Below are 17262 nucleotides of genomic sequence, written 5' to 3'. Positions count from 1 at the left end.
TGTTCAGATCGGTTGTTCAGATCGGTTGGACCGTCGTCCGAACTGACGCGGTCCGGATGCTGGTGAGGTGCTCGGCGGCAGCCGAGGCGATGGTGGCGGTGTCCCACGGCATGCCGCAGAGCGTCGCGGAGCCTCGGCAGGTCAGCCACCGGATGCCGGTGAACCACAGTCCTGGTGCGGCACCGGCGATGCCGGTGTGTCGTGGTGCGCCGTCGGCGTCCCGCAGGCTCGGCGGCAGCCAGCTGAAGTCACCGATGAGTCCGGTGCACCAGATGACGCTGCCGATGTCGTCTCGGAGGAGGTCGAGGTGGCCGAGGCCGGGCCCTGCGACCGCTGGCTCTTGCTCGCCATCGATCACCGAGTCGTGAATTCCCTTGGCCTGCAACGCTTTGTCGACGATCTCGTTGAGGCGTCCGGCTACTTCCTCGCCGAAGTCGGCGTTCGTCTCGACGCTGTCGTCGAACGTCAGGCGGCCCTGGTCGGCGGACGTGACACGGCCGGCCAGGCGCGCGCCGTTGGCTGCGAGCCGACCCAGGCTGACCGGTCGCCCGTACGGCGAGAGCAGAGGGATGGCGCCCTTCATCATGCTCGGGTCCGGCAGATCCTCAGGTGTCTGACGGAAGAAGCCGACGTCGTACAGCTCACGGAGGCCGTCATGTCCGCGGCGTCGGGTGGGTATCCGACCGACGCGGCTGGTCGACACGACGACCTGGCGTCCGCCGGCCAGGAGATCCTCCGCGATCTGGGTGCCGGACTGTCCGCTGCCCACGACCAGCACGCCTCCGGGCGGAAGGTCCCCGGGGGAGCGGTACTCGCACGCATGGATCTGACGGACGGACGACGGGAGCTGGGCCGACCACGCAGGGACGGTCGGGACGTTCTGATCTCCTGAGGCGACGACGACGGCTCGGGTCTGCAACGACCCTGTGGAGGTCGTGAGCTCGAACCCGTCCACGGCAGGCTCGAGACGGCGTACGGCAACGCTCGTTCGGATCGGCGCGTCGGCGGCGAGATCCTCCAGGCGTCGTACGACCTCCGCTGCGGTCAGGTAGTCGTCGGTGTCCTGGCCGTGGAGCGCGTTGTTGAACCACCAAGGCGAGTTGACGCGCAGGCTGTCCCACCGCTGGGTGCGCCAGGTCTCGCCGACCTGGCCGCGTTCGAGCACCACGTGCTCCACGCCTGCGGCGGTGAGCGCCTCACTCGCGCTCAGCCCGGCCGGGCCGGCGCCGATCACGACACAGTCGATGTCCATGGGTCCCCCTTTGACTGCTGGTGGGACCTTTGTAAGCCGGGTGAATGTGGCCGCGAATGAGCAGCGACTACTCATCACGGCCGATGGGGCTACCTAGATCTGAGGACGCCGAGCTCTGCGGCACGTACGACCGCCTCGGCTCGGCTGTGGACGTCGAGCTTGTGCAGGATGGCGGTCACGTGGTTGTCGACCGTCCGTACGGACAGGACGAGGTGCTCGGCGATCTGCGCGTTGGTGGCGCTCTCGGTGACAAGGAGGCGCAGTACGTCGATCTGTCGTTCGGTGAGTCCGGCCGGGTTGGCGCGGGTGGTGCCCGCGGGTCCGCGCGGCACATTGGGCACGCCGCGTTGTCGGAGGCGGGTGCGTACGATCCCGGCCAGCGGCGCAGCGCCGAGCTGGTCGAGCGCGGCGAGAGACGACAACAGATCGTCCAGGTCGTCGCTCTCGGAAAGGGCAAACGCGTGCTCGTAGCGGCAACCGGCTGTGAGCCACCGATCTGCTGCGCTCCGCCAATTGCCCTGCAGGAGTTGGGAGTACGGGTGCTCCGACGGCGGCACCTCCGGTTGGGGCACACCTGGACCGGCCTTGCTCAGCCAGAACGCGAGCTCTGGCCACAAGGCTGCGGATCCCCGCGCCAACGACTCGAGGAGGGCGGGCTTCACCAGGCTCGCGATCTCCGCGGATGCACCACGCAGCCAGGCCTCCTCAGCGGCGGCACAGGCGGCGCTCGCCTCCCACTGCAGCTCGCCGTGCTCGCGCCCGAGATCGAGCGCGGTGAGCAGGACGGCGTCAGCGTTCGGATCGCCACGGCGTGCTGCCACGCGCCCCTGGACCACCAGCGACGGGCAACGGGTGAGGACGTGGTCGTCCAGCCCGTTCACCGCATCCGTGGCTGCCTGCCACTCGCCGCGCAGGACATGGATTCGGCCGCGGGCCGTGTGGAGGTAGTCGTGGAAGACGACGTGCTCCGCGCGTTGGGCGAGCTCGATCCCGGCGGCCACGTTGCTCTCCGCATCGTCCAGCCGGTAGTCGTCGACGAGGCACCACGACAGGTTGGTGTACGCGCGGCATGCGTGCTCGATCTCGTGTGCTGCCAGGGCAATTCGCAGGCTCTCGGCCAGGGTGTCCAGGCCCTCCATGTCGCCCGCGTGGCAGCGGGCGGCACCCAGGTTGTTGAGGCAGTGGGAGATGATCCCGGTGCTGTCCGACCTTTGGGCGAGATCGACTGCGTGCTGGGCGAAGGGCACGGCGCTCGACCGGTAGGCGAGCATGTCCAGCTGGGCGACGTTGCTGTAGGCGAGTGCGAGCAGGTCGTCGTCGCCTGCCGTCTCGAGCGTGGCGACTGCAGCCAGCGCCGTTGCCTCGGCGGCAGCCCGATCGCCGTTCCACCACTGCATCCGCGACAACCAGCGCTGTGCGGCCCCCAGCGGCCCCGCCCGCCCGGCGAGCGTGCGCAGCTCGACGGCTTCGGCCTGCGCAGCGACCGACTCCGGCTGGGCTCCTACGGTGTAGCACTCGATGGCGAAGCGTTCGAGCAGGTCGGCCCGTGTCTGGTGGTTGAACGGCTGGCCGTCGGCCAGGACGAGCCGGTAGTACGCAGCCGCCTCACGGTGGGCACCGATGGCCGAGGCATCGGCGGCCGCAGCTGGGCCGTAGCGCGCAATGGCTTCACGGTCCCCGGCGTACGCCGCGTGGTGCACGATGCGTGCGACGTCGACATCGGGATGCGCGAGGAGCAGGCCGAGAACGCGGTCGTGCAGCTCTGCGCGACGGGTCGGCGGGATGGCATCGGCGAGGGCACGTCGGGTGAGCTCGTGCCGGAACGAGACGTGATCCGTACGGACGACGAGCAGGCCGAGACGTTCGGCATCGCGCAGCGCGTCGAGTCCGCCGACCAACGCATCGACCAGCCAGCGTTCGATCGACGAGGGAATGACAGCGAGCTGCTCGATCGTGTCCCGGCCCTGGTCGTCGAGGTCGAGCAGCCGGCCGGCCACGGCGTCCACGACGCTGTGCGGGACGGCGTCCGTCCCATGGGTCAGCACCTCGGTGACGAAGAACGGGTTGCCGCCCGTGATGGCGAACACCTCGTCGGCGTCGGCGGTGCTGTCGGCCCCGAGGGCCCGGACAGCCTCCTCGGACAGCCGTGCGAGAGGGAGGCGACGGGTGCCCTCGGTGCGAGCCACGATCCTCAGCAGACGGTGCAGGTGGTGGTCCGGGTGGACCTCGTCGTCGCGGTAGGTCAGCAGGAGGACCGCAGGAAGGTGCCGCACTCGTCGGGCGAGAAACGCGAGCACATCGAGGGTTGCATCGTCGGCCCAGTGGACGTCCTCGACGACCAGCACGGTCGGGTGGGCGGCCCAGCCGAGCTCGGTCTGCAGTGCGGCCAGGACCTGGTCGCGGTCGGTGCCGAGCCGCAGGGCACGGGTGAGCTCGGTGCCGACCGTCCCGGCCAGGTCGCGGAAGGGCCCGAGCGTACGAGCTGTGAGCAGGTCGTCGCAGTAGCCGACGAGCATCCGGCCCTCCGCCGGGATCCGTGATCGCGCTGCCTCGACCAGGCTGGACTTCCCGATCCCGGCCTCGCCGTGCACCAGGACTGTGCAGCCTTCTCCGAGCGCAGCGTGGCGCGCCGCATCGGCCAGCTCCGCGAGCTGCTGATCTCGCTCCAGGATCGGCCGACCCATCCGCTGATCGTCTCACCGGCATGACGGCGTCACCCCGCCTTTTCCTGGGCACCGGACATCGACAGGAACTCGCGTCGTGGGGCTCGTGGACTGGTCGGAGCCGGACCTGGGCGCGGCGAACTGTTCGAGCTCGGGTGTGCGAAGCGCGCGGGCCGGCGTGGGCGAGTCCAGCAGCTGATCGATCTCGTCGACGGCGATCTCGTACCAGCAGTCCTGCATCTGGCACAGGCCACTCAGCCGGAACGGTCCCTTGCGAACGCTGAGGCCATGGCTGACGCCGGCTCTCGTCCACCCGCTGGACCGAGCCGCTCGTTCGAGGTGAGCAGCGGGGGCGGCTGCCGGGGACTGCAGCCCTCCCGACGCCGTGGCCGGTGCGACCGGGCCGCCCCAGAACCGGATGCTCATGCTCGCCTCCGGTCCGTAGTGACCATCGGAGGTCGCCCGAAATCTCACAGCGAGGTAGCGGATGCCGCTCTTCTGGAGGAGAGGACGCCACAACGCGATCAGGCGCTGGCGAAGTGCTTCTGTCGCGGCGCCCGGATCGGTCGGCAGCACGAGGGGTTCTCGGAGCGGATGGTCCCGAGCGGTGGTGTCGGCGACCTTGCCCGTCGGTGCGTTCGGGGTGAGCGGGCTGTGCCCGGCCGTGTCGCACCCGGTCCCCACCACGGTCAGGAGCAGGGCGAGCAGGGCGAGCAGGAGTGCGGCATGCGTACGACGTCCTCCTGTACGGAGGAGCCGGAAGGTCAGGGCGTTCAATGGAGGTGCCCTCCTGTCGGTGCGCGATCGTGCTCGGGATCGTGGGTGGTGCTCGTCGGTCCGACGTAGGGGCTCCCACCGACCTCGCTCTGCCGCGAGCCGGCGAGGAGGTCGTGGGCGGCGAGCTCACCTCGGTGGCCCGACACGATGTCGGCGATGGCGTACAGCGACTCGGAGCCCGGGTCGTAGTAACGCGAGTGATCGCCCACCTGCCAGGGGAGTCCCGCGTCACGGTGCACGTTCTCGGCCTTGAACCTGGTGGCCCCGAATCCCTCCTCCGCAGGGTCTGTGCCGAGCAGCTGGTAGTCGGTCGTCACGACATCGCGGCTCGCCGACCCGACGAAGAGCTGGTCTCTGTTCAGGTGGAGGTCGGACACGGAGTCGGCGTCGCCGCCCACGCCTGGGCTGCCGATGAGCACCACCTGGTCGACATGGTCGGCCAGTCCTTCGGACTGCAGAGCGAGGGTGGTCGTCGTGCTGCCGTAGGAGTGGCCGACGACCGTCACGTTGGGGTCGTGGTGATTGGTCACGGTCAGCGCGGCGACGTCCCTCGTCAGCAGCCGGGCGCCCGCTCGGGCCTTGGCCTCCGACGCGACGTTGGTGAGCTCCGGCGCGTCGTACCCCTGCCACGCGATGACCGCGGTCGGCGCCGACGGGCCGGCCTTGTTGGCCTCCGCCCAGAGGTTGTACGCGTCCCCACCGACCTGGCTCACCTTGCTGCCGCGTGACTCCAGACCTGGCACGGCGTACGCGACGTTTGCGGCCGAGTCCGGGTCGCCGTACGCGATGGCCACGCGCCCCTCGTTCTCGTACCTGCCTGAGTCGTACGCGAGCAGGATCGGACGCATTCCGCCCTGAGGTTGGGTGGTCGCCTGGGTCGACAGCGCGGTCTTGAACCGGTTGAGGCGACCACGGACTCCCTCATCGACCATCAGCGTGATCGGTCCGTCGTAGTAGCCGATCGCCTTCAGCTGCCAGGTCGGCAGCCGCTCAGCCTCGGCTGCGCTCGCGGGCGGCTTGAGGCCGTGCTCGCGGAAGAGCTGTGCGCCGGCAGCCAGGTCGCGCTCGAGCATGATCCGGTTGGCGCCGTGGCGGTCGGCCGATGGGACGCCGTTGAGGTTGCCGTAGTAGTGCGGGTTCGATCGGAGCAGCGCCGATCGTTGGTCGGGTCTCAGGGCGGTCCACCACGCGTTGACTCGTTGGGGCTGTGGCGGCGCACCGGCCGGCGGCGACAGGACACTCGGATCGAAACCACCGAGCTCGGCGAGGTGCAGCAGCGTCGCGATCGGCAGCTCAAGGGGGAGCAGGCCGCCGGTCGGGAGCTCAGTGCCGAGAAGGACCGGAGCGAGCGGGTCGAGGACCGACCCCAGCACACCCCGACCATGAGACTCGGCCCGGTCGTACGCCCACGCGGCGTAGCGCAGACCCCGCGCGATGAGCTGCATCCGCAGGCCGACGCTGCCGAGGCCGCGCGGCCCGAACGCCACAGTGGCGGTCTGCTCGCCCACTCGCCACGCTGTCGCTGGAGCGACCAGGGCACTTCGCCGCGGGAGGTCACCGGTGACGCGCAGGACATCGCGGTACAGGTCTCGCGCGGACCCGCCCGCACGGTCGAGCACGTGGGCGGCGGCGCGCATGTCGGACGACTCGGAGTGCCGTGACCCGTTGGTCGTCGGCGCGGTCATGCGGCCGTGTCCGTCGCGCCGGCGAGCACCAGCGCGGTGCAGGCCGTGATGATGCTGGTCCGTACGTCGTCGCCGGACCAGCCGTGTGCGCGGACCAGACCGCCCCGGTCAACGCCCATCGCGAGCCATCCGGAAGGCGACAGGTGGGCGTGGCAGTAGACCCGCATCTGTGCCGCCATGGTCGACGTGACAACGACCGTCACCAGCCCGTCGACGCCGAACGCGGCCTCTCGCAACCAGTCCGGCAGGGCCGGGAGGTCAGCGAGGTCGAGCGCGATGGTCATCGCCTCCGGATCGCCCTCGCGAACCAGCGCGGCGAGCAGGGGTACGTCCTCCGCGCGGACCGCGGGCGCGCTCTCGTGGTCTCGGTGACTGTCCTCGAACTGGCGGGCCGGCGCGGGCACCATCGCCCAGAGCGCGTCGATCAGGTCAGCCAACGGCCCTTCCTCGACGGCCGCGGTCGGGCAACCGGAATCCGTCGAGGTCGCGTGCTCGGCCGCGAGCACGAACGAGTCGCCGAGCACCACCACGCGGCAGGTCACCCGAGTGATGCCGTCCTGGGCGAGCAGGTGCAGGACGAGGTCGGCTTCCTCGATGCGAGCAAGAACCTCCGCCTGACCACGCGACCGCCACATCACGGCACGCCCAGGACGTCGCGCACGGACAAGACACCGGGCAGCACCGGTGCTCGGAGCAGCGCCTCCTTGGCCGTGTGCTCATGGCGCTCGACCGCACGGGCGTGCGCGTCGAGCCGGTCCTTGAGCTCGTCCAGCTCGTCCGCGCAGTGGCCGAGCTCCCGGGCGCGCTCCGAGAGGCGTTGTCGGTAGCGCTGCGCACTGGCGCCCTGCCAGTGGACATGATCGGCGCTCGCGGCGGCGCGTCGAGCACGGCGAGCGTCATCGGCCATCCGGCCGACGGCTCGTGAGGCGGTGCGGATCTGCTGGGAGTCGTCCATAGCGCCCAGGATCCTGCCGCCCGCTTCACGTGGCAGCAGCGCTCAGATCGGTTGTGGACAAACGGGACTCGGGGGTCGGGGGTGTGTCTATCCGACGACGTTGCAGAGGTTGAGCTCTGCGCCATGATCGAGGGCGAGGTGGCGAGTTCCGTCCGCGTCGAAAGTCACCAGGTGATGGCCGGTCAGCCGGTAGAAGCCCTGACTGAGTCCGTCGCTCCCGGCCGGGAAGCCCATGCCGACGGGACCGTTCATCTCGTAGCTCTCCATGGTTCCGTCCGCGCGGTAGAGCACGGTCGCGTGACCGCTGAGGTTCTGGTGACTGGATGCGCCGGTGCTCAGGTTGGTCACCCGGACGATGAGCGGCCCGACGTACTTCTCCTGGCGCGGCTTGCCGTTGTCCCACCGCTGGAGCACCTTGACGCGGATGTCCTGGATCACTGGCTCGGACTTCAGGTCGAACGTTCCGCAGTAGCGCGCGGCGGGCAGTGTGAGCGCACTCTCGACGTAGGGCGCCCACCTCTCGTGCACGTCGTGCCAACCTGCCGCACTGGCGGGCCCGACGCCGAGGCCCGCTCCCATAAGCGTGGCCGCGAGGGTTGCCTTCACGATGACTGAACGCATGATGGTGTCCTAACCGTTTGTCAGCAATAACTGGTTATGTCACTCAAGCGGTTAGCATCAGACGCGTCAAGGGAGGTGCGTGTGGCGACGTGGTGGATCACGGTGGGCGATCGCGTCCTGCCCAAGCAGATCGGTGGCCATCCGGCGCTCGAGCTGTGCAACACCCGCTCGGGCTGGGGCGAGCCGTACGACGACCGCCAGAACTACCTGCGCGACCTGACCTACCTCGTGACGCTCGGTGAGCTCAACGGCCTGCTCTCGCACGATCGTGCAAACACGTTGATCCGCAAGGCATCTCGCGAACCCCAAGCGGCGTCGGACGTACTCGCCAGCACCGTCTCGCTCCGGGCTGATCTGTACGACGCACTCACCGGCCGATCAACGTCGGCGGGTTTCCGGCGGGTCGCCGATGCCATCGCCGAAGCCCGTTCCCGGCAGGAGCTGGTCTCCGACTCTGACGGGCCGCACTGGGTGTTCAAGGGTCGCCCCAGCCTCAAGGAGTCGCTGGACTGCTTCCTTGTCGCGGCATCCGATCTGCTGACAGGACAACGCTTCTCGCAGATCGAAGGCTGTCCAGGGTCGGATTGCGGATGGCTCTTCCTCAACGGCTCTGGCCGCCGCCGCTGGTGCCAGATGGCGGTGTGCGGCAACAGAGCCAAGCAGGCGGCGTACGCGGACCGGTCCCGGCAGGCACAGCCATGAACGACGCGCCAGCCCGGCCGGCGTTCGTGCTGCATGACCACCGGAAGCCGCAGCCGCACTTCGACCTACGCCTGGAGGAGGGCGGCGTGTTGCGCTCCTGGGCAGTGCCTCGGGGGCTGCCGACGTCGCCGAAGCACAACCGCCTCGCTGTTGCCGTGCCGGACCATGACCTCGATCATCTGGATTACACCGACGAGCACAAGTCCATCGCCGACACCGGCTGGTGGGAAGAGCACGACCGCAACGAGCGGCGAATCGTGTTCACCCTCCACGGGATTCGCGACAACCGACGCTACGCCCTGATCAAGACGGACAAGGACTGGCTGCTCCACCTGACGAAGGATCAACCAGCCACTTGACTCTCGGGCGGCCCGAGAGTCCACGCTGGTCCTATGGACGAGCTGATGACGATCGGGCGCTTCGCGCGCATCAGTGGCTTGTCGGTCCACACGTTGCGGCACTACGACGACGTCGGCCTGCTGACGCCTGCTCAAGTTGACCCGGAGTCCGGGTATCGCCGTTACAGCCGCGATCAAGTTCGTCTTGCCCGGTTGATCCAGTCACTCAGATGGATCGACCTGCCGATAGATCGGATCCGGAACGTGATCCAGGGGCCGGCAGACCCGGCGTCGCAAGAGATCTTCGCGCGGCACCGAGACCAGCTCGAGCGCACCAGGCGGCGGCTCGACGCGCAGGTCAGAGACGTTAACCAAATCCTGAGGAGAGGACTCATCATGTCGACGACCACGACCGGCGTCAGACCAGTTCAGCTCAAGATCACCGTCGATGACTTGGACTCGTCAATCGCCTTCTACCAGAAGGCCTTTGACCTGAGCTACGACGTGACTCGCAGGACCTCCGACACGGAGTTCTCGTCGTTTCTGTTCGGCGAGTATGGCCAGGAGGGCTTCTTCCTTCTCCATCTACTGGTCAAGGATGGCGAAGACACCGACGCGCCGCGGGGGCCTTCGACGTTCGGCCTGATGGTTGATGATCTCGACGACTCTCACAGCCGGGCCCTATCCGCGGGCGGGCGCGAGGCTGTTCCACCTCGCGATCCGGAAGGTATGCCGCGATCGTCGGCCGTGACGGATCCGAGTGGCAACTGGATCTGGCTGTACCAAGCCTGATGCTGACCTTGGGTCCTGGGAGACGCGCGCTGGAGCGCGCGCCTGCCAGGACCCAAGGCGAGCAAGCGGAGCTAGGCGTCGGCGCCCACCGGATCCTTGCCACGTCGTACGGCTGCGAGCAGCATGTTGGCGACGTCGACGACCTCGACCTCCTCGCGGGCCTCACCATCGGCCTGTTTGGCAGTCAGCCCGTCGGTCATCATCACGCGGCAGAACGGGCAGCCGATCGCGATGCGGTCAGCGCCGGTCGCGACGGCCTCGTCGGTGCGGTTGAGGTTGATGCGCGAGCCGAGCTTCTCCTCCATCCACATGCGGGCACCGCCGGCGCCGCAGCAGAACGACTTCTCGCCGGAACGCTCCATCTCCTTGAGCTCCACACCGGGCAGCGCGCCGATGAGCTCGCGCGGCGGGGCGTACACACCGTTGTGGCGCCCGAGGTAGCACGGGTCGTGGTAGGTCACGGACTCCGCGGTCGAGGCCGCGCCCGAGGTGTCGGCTTCGTCGGGACGGGCCACCGGCACGAGCTTCTTCTCGCGCACGAGGCGGTTGAGCAGCTGCGTGTGGTGCACGACCTCGTACTCGCCGCCAACCTGCGGGTACTCGTTCTTGATGGTGTTGAAGCAGTGCGCACAGGTGACGACGATCTTCTTGACCTTGGCGTCGTTGAGCGTCTCGACGTTGCCCGCAGCCAGCGTCTGGAACAGCATCTCGTTGCCGGCGCGACGGGCCGGGTCGCCGGTGCAGGTCTCGCCGTCGCCCAGCACGGCGAAGTCGACGCCGGCCGTGTTGAGCAGCTCGGCCACGGCACGCGTGGTCTTCTTGGCGCGGTCCTCGTACGCTCCCGCGCACCCCACCCAGAACAACCACTCGACGTCCTCGGCCGACTCGATATCGGACCCGATGACCTTGACCTCGAACGGCAGGTCCTTGGCCCAGTCGAGCCGGGCGCGTGCCGACATACCCCACGGATTCTGTTTGTTCTCAAGGTTTTTGAACAGGCCACCCAGCTCAGACGGGAAGGCCGACTCGATCAGCACCTGGTAGCGACGCATGTCGACGATGTGGTCGACGTGCTCGATGTCCACGGGGCACTGCTCCACGCACGCGCCACAGGTCGTACAGGACCACAGCACGTCCTGGTCGATGACCGCATCAGGCCCATGCGGGTTGTACGCAGTCAGCGGCGCGCTCAGGTCGTACGACGTGTCGCCGATCAGCGCTGTCGTCACCGCTGCCGGCTCCTCGCTCGGCGCACTGCCCGCTGCGACGGCCTTGAGGTAGGGCGCCTTGGCGTTGGCGTTCTCGCGCAAGGTCATCATCAGCAGCTTGGGCGACAGCGGCTTCTCGGTGTTCCAGGCAGGGCACTGCGACTGGCAGCGCCCGCACTCGGTGCAGGTGGAGAAGTCGAGCAGACCCTTCCAGGTGAAGTCCTCGACCTTGCCGACGCCGAGCTTGACGTCGTCGGACTCCTCGTCGCCCATGAGCTCGTCGAGGTTCTCGAAGTCGATCGGCTTGCCGGCGAGCTGCATCGGCTTGAGCGGACCGAGGGCCGTACGACCGTCGGCGTTGCGCTTGAACCAGATGTTGAAGAACGCCAGGAAGCGGTGCCAGGCGACGCCCATCGTGACGTTGAGCGAGATGGTGATCATCCACGCGAAGGAGATCAGGATCTTGATCGCGGCGACGACCACGATCATCTGCTCGATCGAGTGCTCGGACATCTTGGCGAACAGCTCGCCGAGCGGGAACGAGAGCGGGAAGTGCAGCGCGTTCGCGTCGTGCTCGCCGGTCACCTTGTAGAGGCCGTACTCAAGCGCGCGCAGCGAGAAGATGCAGATCGTGACGGTGAGGATCGTCAGCTCGACGTAGTACGCCTGCCAGAACGTCGAGCCGAAGAAGCGCGAGTACCGGCCCTGCGGGCTGGGATTGCGGCCCGGGTGGTTCTTACGGCGGACCAGCATCAGCGTGATGATGCCGAAGAAGCCCAGGACCGCGAAGACGTCGACGATCCACTCGTACGGCGGGAAGTGGCTGATCAGCGGCAGCATGAACGAGGGCTTGAAGACCTGCCCAATGGCGTTGACCAGGGTCAGCACGAGCAGCCCGAACGACAGCATCGTGAACCAGTGGGCCACCGCGACGACGGGCAGTCGTGACATCCGGGTGTGGCCCAAGAACTCGCGGATCAAGGTCCACGTGCGGGCGCCCGGGTTGTTCGTACGGCTCTCCGGCTGGCCGAGTCGGTACGTCGCCATCATCGTGCGGATCGCGCGAGCGAACAGCGCAATGGCGACCAGAGTGACCGGCATCGTGATCACCGCAGCGATGATCTGAAGTGCTGACATGGCGAGCAGTCTAATCATTTGTTACTCACTGGTAACCGGTAAGGCTGACCTGGCCTGCTCAGGCGGTGACCGCCTGGTGGGCGGCGGTTGCGCTATCAATAACTGCCTGTTGGAATAGGCATAACTAGCCCGCGCACTGTTCGGTGATGCTGCGGGCCGTGAGCGAACTCCAACGAAGGCGGTAGCAGTGCCCATCCTCGACGACGTCACCCAGGCCATCGGCAACACACCTCTGGTCCGTATCAACCGGATCATCGAGTCCGACGCGATCGTTACGGCCAAGCTGGAGTTCAGCAACCCGGCCGCCTCCGTGAAGGACCGCATCGGCGCCGCGATCATCAAGGCTGCCGAGGACGCTGGTGAGCTCAAGCCGGGCGGCACGATCGTCGAGGCCACGTCGGGCAACACCGGCATCGCGCTCGCGATGGTTGGCGCGGCCAAGGGCTACAAGGTCGTCCTGGCCATGCCCGAGACGATGTCCAAGGAGCGCCGCGCCCTGCTCAAGGCGTACGGCGCCGAGCTCGTCCTGACCGAAGGTGCCCTGGGTATGAAGGGCGCGGTCGACAAGTCCAACGAGATCGTCGCGGAGCGCGACGGTGCCATCCTGGCGCGTCAGTTCGCCAACGAGGCCAACCCCGAGATCCACCGGCAGACCACCGCCGAGGAGATCTGGAAGGACACCGACGGCGAGGTCGACATCCTCGTGTCAGGCATCGGCACCGGTGGCACGATCACCGGCGTCGGCCAGGTCCTCAAGGGTCGCAAGCCCGGTGTGCAGATCATTGCGGTCGAGCCGGAGGAGTCGGCCATCCTCAACGGCGGCGCCCCTGGTCCGCACAAGATCCAGGGCCTCGGCGCCAACTTCGTGCCCGAGATCCTCGACCGCGAGATCTACGACGAGGTCATCGACGTCAACGCCGCCACCTCCGTGGAGTGGGCCCGCAAGGCCGCCACTCAGGAGGGTCTGCTCGTCGGCATCTCATCGGGTGCCGCCCTCGCTGCTGCGGACCAGGTCGCCCGCCGCCCCGAGAACGCTGGCAAGACCATCGTCGTGATCATCCCGTCGTTCGGCGAGCGCTACCTGTCCACGATCCTGTTCGAGGGCCTGGTTGACTAACGGCATGGGTGCCGACGTGCTGCTGACCGGCGGGGTCCCGCGCAAGAAGGTGACCCAGTCGGTCCGCCGCGCGGTCGAGTCGGTGCGCGCCGATATCGATGCCGCGATCGAGCGCGATCCGGCGGTCGACTCACGTCTGGAGATGGCGCTCGCCTCACCGGGTCTGCACGCGATCTGGTCACACCGGTTGGCCCACCGCATGTGGACCAAGGGTGGCCGCTGGCGCCTGCCCGCGCGGATGCTGTCACAGACGGCGCGGGCCGTGACCGGGGTGGAGATCCACCCCGGCGCGCAGATCGGCAAGCGCTTCTTCATCGACCACGGGATGGGTGTCGTGATCGGTGAGACGGCCGAGGTGGGCGATGACGTCCTGCTCTACCACGGCGTCACGCTCGGTGGCCGCTCGCTGGCGCGCGTGAAGCGCCACCCGACCGTCGGCGACGGTGTCACCATCGGCGCCGGCGCGCGCATCCTCGGGCCCGTACGCGTGGGGGACCGTGCGCAGGTCGGCGCCAACGCCGTGGTCGTCAAGGACGTACCGCCGCAGGCCGTGGCCACCGGGATCCCGGCCAAGGTGCGCTTCCCCGAACCCACCTACGACCCCTTCGCCGATCCAGCCCTGCTGATCTGACGCTCACCGATCGACCGGTCCATGGGCCGTCCCCCGGCTAAGAGACTGCGTCTCCCGAATCTGACCCCCTTGTAAGTGCGTCAGATTCAGGAGACGCAGTCTCTTAGGTGCTGCGCGGCGTGAGGTCGCGGCGGACGTACGGCATGCGAAAGGCCCGCACCCTGGTCGGGGTGCGGGCCTTTGGCGTGGGTGGCGGTCAGCCCTTGGCGGCAGCCTTCAGCTTGCTGCCGGCGGTGACCTTTGCGGCCTTGGAGGCAGCGATCTGGATCTCCTCGCCGGTCTGCGGGTTGCGACCGGTGCGCGCAGCGCGGTCGACGACCTCAATGGTGAGCAGGCCGGGGAGCTGGATCTTCTCGCCGCGGCCAACGGCCTCGAGGATGACATCGTTGAGGCCCGTGATCACGGTGTTGGCGTCCTTGACGCTGACGCCCGTGCGCTGAGCGATGGTGCTGGCGAGGTCAGTGCGGTTCATTGAAAGGTCCTGTCCTGTGGTTGAACGGTGAGCCACTCCTGGCCCGGGTTTGAAACTACGGCAGTTCGTCGCAGATTGCGCGTTGGCACGCGGCGAAATTCCCCGTCGTGTCGCGGATCTTCGCGCGCCTGGCTGCGGACACAGTACGCCGACGGGGGTCGATCAGGGGAGCGGGTCGCTCTCGGGACCCTCGCCGGTGGTGTCGGTCCGCCGGTGGGCGCCGACCGCGGGGTCGCTCTGGGGGTCGTCCTTGCTGGTCACCTTGTGTGCCGCCTTCTGCGCGGCGGAGGTGGCCGACTGGGCGGCCGAAGTGGCTGCGGAGGTGACCGCAGGCGCCTTCGCCTTGACCTGCTCGGCCACGTCGCCGACCTTGCTCTGGACCGAAGGGTTCTCCCAGACCTTGTTGGCCTGTGACTTGAGCTGTTCGTACCGCTGCTTGCCTGCGCGTGCGCCCAGGACGTAACCGGCGCCGAGGCCGATCAGAAATGACAGCTTGCCCATCGTTGGTCTCCTTTCGACTGCGCTCGACCCTAACAACGCCAGGCGGTGCGGCTGGTGACGGCGAGGAGTGGCTGGTCGGCGTGTCTCCCCGCCGCGTCTAGGATGGTCTGGCTTGCCCACCCGTGGGCAGGGGAGGGCTCGCATAGTGGCCTAGTGCGGCGGTCTTGAAAACCGCTAAGTCGGTTACCCCGGCTTCGTGGGTTCGAATCCCACGCCCTCCGCCAGAAGATCGACGTTAGAACCCTCGTCAGACCGCATGGTCTGGCGGGGGTTCTTTGCGTCCTGGCGGGTGGGTTGGTCGTCGGTGCCGTTGGGCGCCAGGACGGCCTGTGTGACGTTCTGGGCGCCGTTTGGATGGGATGGCGGGGTGTGTGCGTTCGAGGCGCTGGCGGCGTCCGTCGTGCCAGTTGGGGTCGCACCGCGTGAGGCATCATCATCTGGCCTGGGATTGCCGTCTGAGCTGTCGTACTCATCGCTCGAGGTGTCATCACCGAGCCGGGTGACCGTCTCAACAACGTCTGTCGTGTCACCCTCGATCAGGTCCTCGTAGGCGCCGACGCGGATCCGCTCGTAGACGGCGTGGTTGAGCAGTCTGCGTGCTTCGGGTGGGCACTGTTCGTAGAACTGACCAGCGCTGGCGAGCAGGCTGAGTACGAGGTCGAGCCGGATCGTCAGGCGGTCGAGATCCTGGGTCAGGCTGCCCAGTCGTCCTTGGGCAGCCACTAGCTGCCCGGCCAGGTCGGCTTGCCTAACTTGGAAGTCTTCGAGGGTGACGGCTTCAGCCAGGTAGGCGTCGAGGAGCCGTTGCTTGGTGGTCGTCAGGCGCGCCACATCTTTCTCGGCGGCTTTCAGGTTACGACTTTGGCTGGAGCGGCTGGCGAGCAATTGCTGGTCGGCTTCGGCTTTAATATGTTGCGCTTCCATGGGGCTGAGTGTTTCTCGGTACCACAGATCGACGACTGCGTCTTCGACTTTCTCGGCGGAAAGGTAGGGCAAGTCGCAGATGGTGCCGGGTGTGCCGGTGGCTTTGGTGCCCGCTGGAATCAGGCGCTTCTTGGCGCGGCCGAGGCAGAAAAAGTACGCGTACTGCCCACCTTGCCCACGGTTAATCGAGTAACCCAGGCGGGACAAGCATCTGGCGCACACGATCGAGCCTTTCAGGTAATGGTCCCGCCGCCAGGAACGATCACCGGCCACCTTTCGCCCGGCGAGGAGTTCTTGGACGCGCGCGAACGTGGCGTCGTCAACCAGGGGCTCGTGGTTGCCGGGATAGACCACTCCCCGGTGCACTACTTTCCCGGTGTAATAGGGGTTCGACAGCAGTCGGTGCAGCGAGGCTCGGGCCAGCGGTTTGCCAATGGCGCGGCTATCTCGGGTGGTGAGGCCACGAGCCGCCAGTTCAACGGTCAGTTGCGACAGCGACAGCTCGCCACCAGCGTACTGCTCGAACGCCCACGAGATATGAGGTGCACGTACTGGATCCGGGATGACCGTCTTGACTTCACGCGAGACGCCGTCGTCGCCGGTGATCCGTGTGGTGGAGTTGATATACCCGGTTGGTGCATAGCCGATCGTGCCACCGCGCTTGGCTTTCTCAGCGATGCCCTTCTTGGCCTCAGAACTGAGGTTACGCGAATAAAATTCTGCCATCGTGGCCATGATGCCGTGCAGCAACATACCGGCTGGGGTTTCGTCGATCTGCTCAGAGACCGACACCAGTTGCGCACCAGCCTGCCGGATGGCCAGCAGCAACGCGACGTCGTCGGCACGGTCACGTGCCAACCGGTCGAGTTTGTGCACGATGACGAACGCGACGGGCGGCTGACTCTTATCCGCCAGTCGAGCGAGCAGGTCTTGTAGCCCGTCTCGATCTGCTGAACGGGCCGATGCGCCGGCGTCTATGTATTCCCCAGCAACTGACGCTCCCAGTTCCGACGCTTTGCGCGTACAGGCCTCCCGCTGTGCGGGCAGCGAATACCCTTCTGCCTCACCCCCACGGTGCGCCTGGCGCGAGGTGCTCACCCGCAAATACAACAACGCCAAGAGGCCGCTCGCTGACGAGAGGCTTTCCGGTGCCGAATTGGAGGGGGTGGGACGGTCCATGTATCCATTTTACCAGGAAACCGCGACCGTTAAGGAAATTGTTTTTGCGTATGACGACTGCTCAGGTAGACGTAAACCTATTGAGATAGTGCGGCTATTTCGGCGTTCGGGAATTGTCGATCCCTCGATGCCAAGGGCTACGCGGTTTGTGAGCCGGATGACATAGCGAATGGCGCTTGGCTTGGTTGAGTCATGTCCACATGCTCGGTGCCGTCATTGTCCCGCAACGCGCTAGCATCGCGGGCTACGCGAACGGAGTCAGTGCGCGTCGAGACTGTCGACTTGCTCGCCGATCTCTGCCAGAGTGT

At 67.3% G+C, this 17262-nt stretch carries 16 protein-coding genes and 1 tRNA gene; 6 read left to right on the top strand and 11 right to left on the bottom strand.

Going from position 1 to position 17262, the window contains the following annotated elements; genetic code table 11:
* Window positions 1–16: 16 nt before the first annotated feature.
* The 7 genes from VV02_RS24710 to VV02_RS24680 form a co-directional block, all read right to left on the bottom strand.
* Window positions 17–1252, bottom strand: coding sequence for a flavin-containing monooxygenase (locus VV02_RS24710; RefSeq protein ID WP_052595997.1), 1236 nt, complete (start codon window positions 1250–1252; stop codon window positions 17–19).
* A gap of 89 nt (window positions 1253–1341) precedes the next feature.
* The gene (locus VV02_RS24705; RefSeq protein WP_052595996.1) at window positions 1342–3936 is read right to left on the bottom strand and encodes an ATP-binding protein; all 2595 of its coding nucleotides are present in this window, start codon (window positions 3934–3936) and stop codon (window positions 1342–1344) included.
* Between the two features lie 12 nt (window positions 3937–3948).
* Window positions 3949–4692: a hypothetical protein gene (locus VV02_RS24700; protein ID WP_052595994.1), complete on the bottom strand. Its 744-nt coding sequence runs from the start codon at window positions 4690–4692 to the stop codon at window positions 3949–3951.
* On the bottom strand, window positions 4689–6377 hold the full coding sequence (locus tag VV02_RS24695) for an alpha/beta hydrolase (protein ID WP_052595992.1): 1689 nt from the start codon (window positions 6375–6377) through the stop codon (window positions 4689–4691). Before VV02_RS24695 ends, VV02_RS24700 begins: the two co-directional genes overlap by 4 nt.
* Entirely contained in the window at window positions 6374–7012 is a 639-nt protein-coding gene (locus tag VV02_RS24690; RefSeq protein WP_052595990.1) for a hypothetical protein, read from the bottom strand. Before VV02_RS24690 ends, VV02_RS24695 begins: the two co-directional genes overlap by 4 nt.
* On the bottom strand, window positions 7012–7332 hold the full coding sequence (locus tag VV02_RS24685) for a hypothetical protein (protein ID WP_052595989.1): 321 nt from the start codon (window positions 7330–7332) through the stop codon (window positions 7012–7014). The genes VV02_RS24690 and VV02_RS24685 overlap by 1 nt, the downstream gene beginning before the upstream one ends.
* Window positions 7333–7419: 87 nt before the next feature.
* The gene (locus VV02_RS24680) at window positions 7420–7953 is read right to left on the bottom strand and encodes a hypothetical protein (RefSeq protein WP_052595987.1); all 534 of its coding nucleotides are present in this window, start codon (window positions 7951–7953) and stop codon (window positions 7420–7422) included.
* Between the two features lie 81 nt (window positions 7954–8034).
* On the opposite strand from VV02_RS24680, the gene VV02_RS24675 reads away from it, so the two are divergent.
* Genes VV02_RS24675 through VV02_RS24665 form a run of 3 tightly spaced genes read left to right on the top strand, consistent with a single transcriptional unit; the run spans window position 8035 to window position 9785 of the window.
* The gene (locus VV02_RS24675) at window positions 8035–8655 is read left to right on the top strand and encodes a CGNR zinc finger domain-containing protein (RefSeq protein WP_052595985.1); all 621 of its coding nucleotides are present in this window, start codon (window positions 8035–8037) and stop codon (window positions 8653–8655) included.
* Window positions 8652–9014: a DNA polymerase ligase N-terminal domain-containing protein gene (locus VV02_RS24670; RefSeq protein WP_052595983.1), complete on the top strand. Its 363-nt coding sequence runs from the start codon at window positions 8652–8654 to the stop codon at window positions 9012–9014. Before VV02_RS24675 ends, VV02_RS24670 begins: the two co-directional genes overlap by 4 nt.
* A gap of 33 nt (window positions 9015–9047) precedes the next feature.
* Entirely contained in the window at window positions 9048–9785 is a 738-nt protein-coding gene (locus VV02_RS24665; RefSeq protein WP_052595982.1) for a MerR family transcriptional regulator, read from the top strand.
* A 71-nt stretch (window positions 9786–9856) separates the two neighbouring features.
* Here VV02_RS24665 and VV02_RS24660 read toward each other — a convergent pair whose 3' ends face one another.
* Entirely contained in the window at window positions 9857–12130 is a 2274-nt protein-coding gene (locus VV02_RS24660; RefSeq protein WP_052595980.1) for a (Fe-S)-binding protein, read from the bottom strand.
* Between the two features lie 187 nt (window positions 12131–12317).
* Between VV02_RS24660 and cysK the strand changes: the two genes are divergently transcribed.
* Together cysK and epsC are read left to right on the top strand one after the other, a co-directional pair.
* Complete coding sequence (gene cysK, locus VV02_RS24655) at window positions 12318–13247, top strand: cysteine synthase A (protein ID WP_052595978.1); 930 nt, start codon at window positions 12318–12320, stop codon at window positions 13245–13247.
* 4 nt (window positions 13248–13251) lie between these two features.
* Entirely contained in the window at window positions 13252–13878 is a 627-nt protein-coding gene (gene epsC / locus VV02_RS24650) for a serine O-acetyltransferase EpsC (protein WP_052595976.1), read from the top strand.
* Window positions 13879–14074: 196 nt separating this feature from the next.
* Here epsC and VV02_RS24645 read toward each other — a convergent pair whose 3' ends face one another.
* Complete coding sequence (locus VV02_RS24645; RefSeq protein WP_050668209.1) at window positions 14075–14350, bottom strand: HU family DNA-binding protein; 276 nt, start codon at window positions 14348–14350, stop codon at window positions 14075–14077.
* 162 nt (window positions 14351–14512) lie between these two features.
* Window positions 14513–14851 carry a YtxH domain-containing protein gene (locus VV02_RS24640; protein WP_052595975.1) on the bottom strand — a complete coding sequence of 113 codons (339 nt, stop codon included), beginning with the start codon at window positions 14849–14851 and terminating at the stop codon, window positions 14513–14515.
* Window positions 14852–14982: 131 nt separating this feature from the next.
* Here VV02_RS24640 and VV02_RS24635 point away from each other — a divergent pair.
* Window positions 14983–15075, top strand: a tRNA-Ser gene (locus VV02_RS24635).
* On the opposite strand, the gene VV02_RS26210 is transcribed toward VV02_RS24635, so the two are convergent.
* The gene (locus VV02_RS26210; protein ID WP_083450413.1) at window positions 15035–16954 is read right to left on the bottom strand and encodes a recombinase family protein; all 1920 of its coding nucleotides are present in this window, start codon (window positions 16952–16954) and stop codon (window positions 15035–15037) included. The two genes, VV02_RS24635 and VV02_RS26210, sit on opposite strands and share 41 nt — an antisense overlap.
* Window positions 16955–17262 lie beyond the last annotated feature (308 nt).

The sequence above is a fragment of the Luteipulveratus mongoliensis genome (assembly GCF_001190945.1).
Taxonomy (GTDB): Bacteria; Actinomycetota; Actinomycetes; order Actinomycetales; family Dermatophilaceae; genus Luteipulveratus; species Luteipulveratus mongoliensis.
This window is presented reverse-complemented; position numbering and strand designations above follow the sequence as displayed.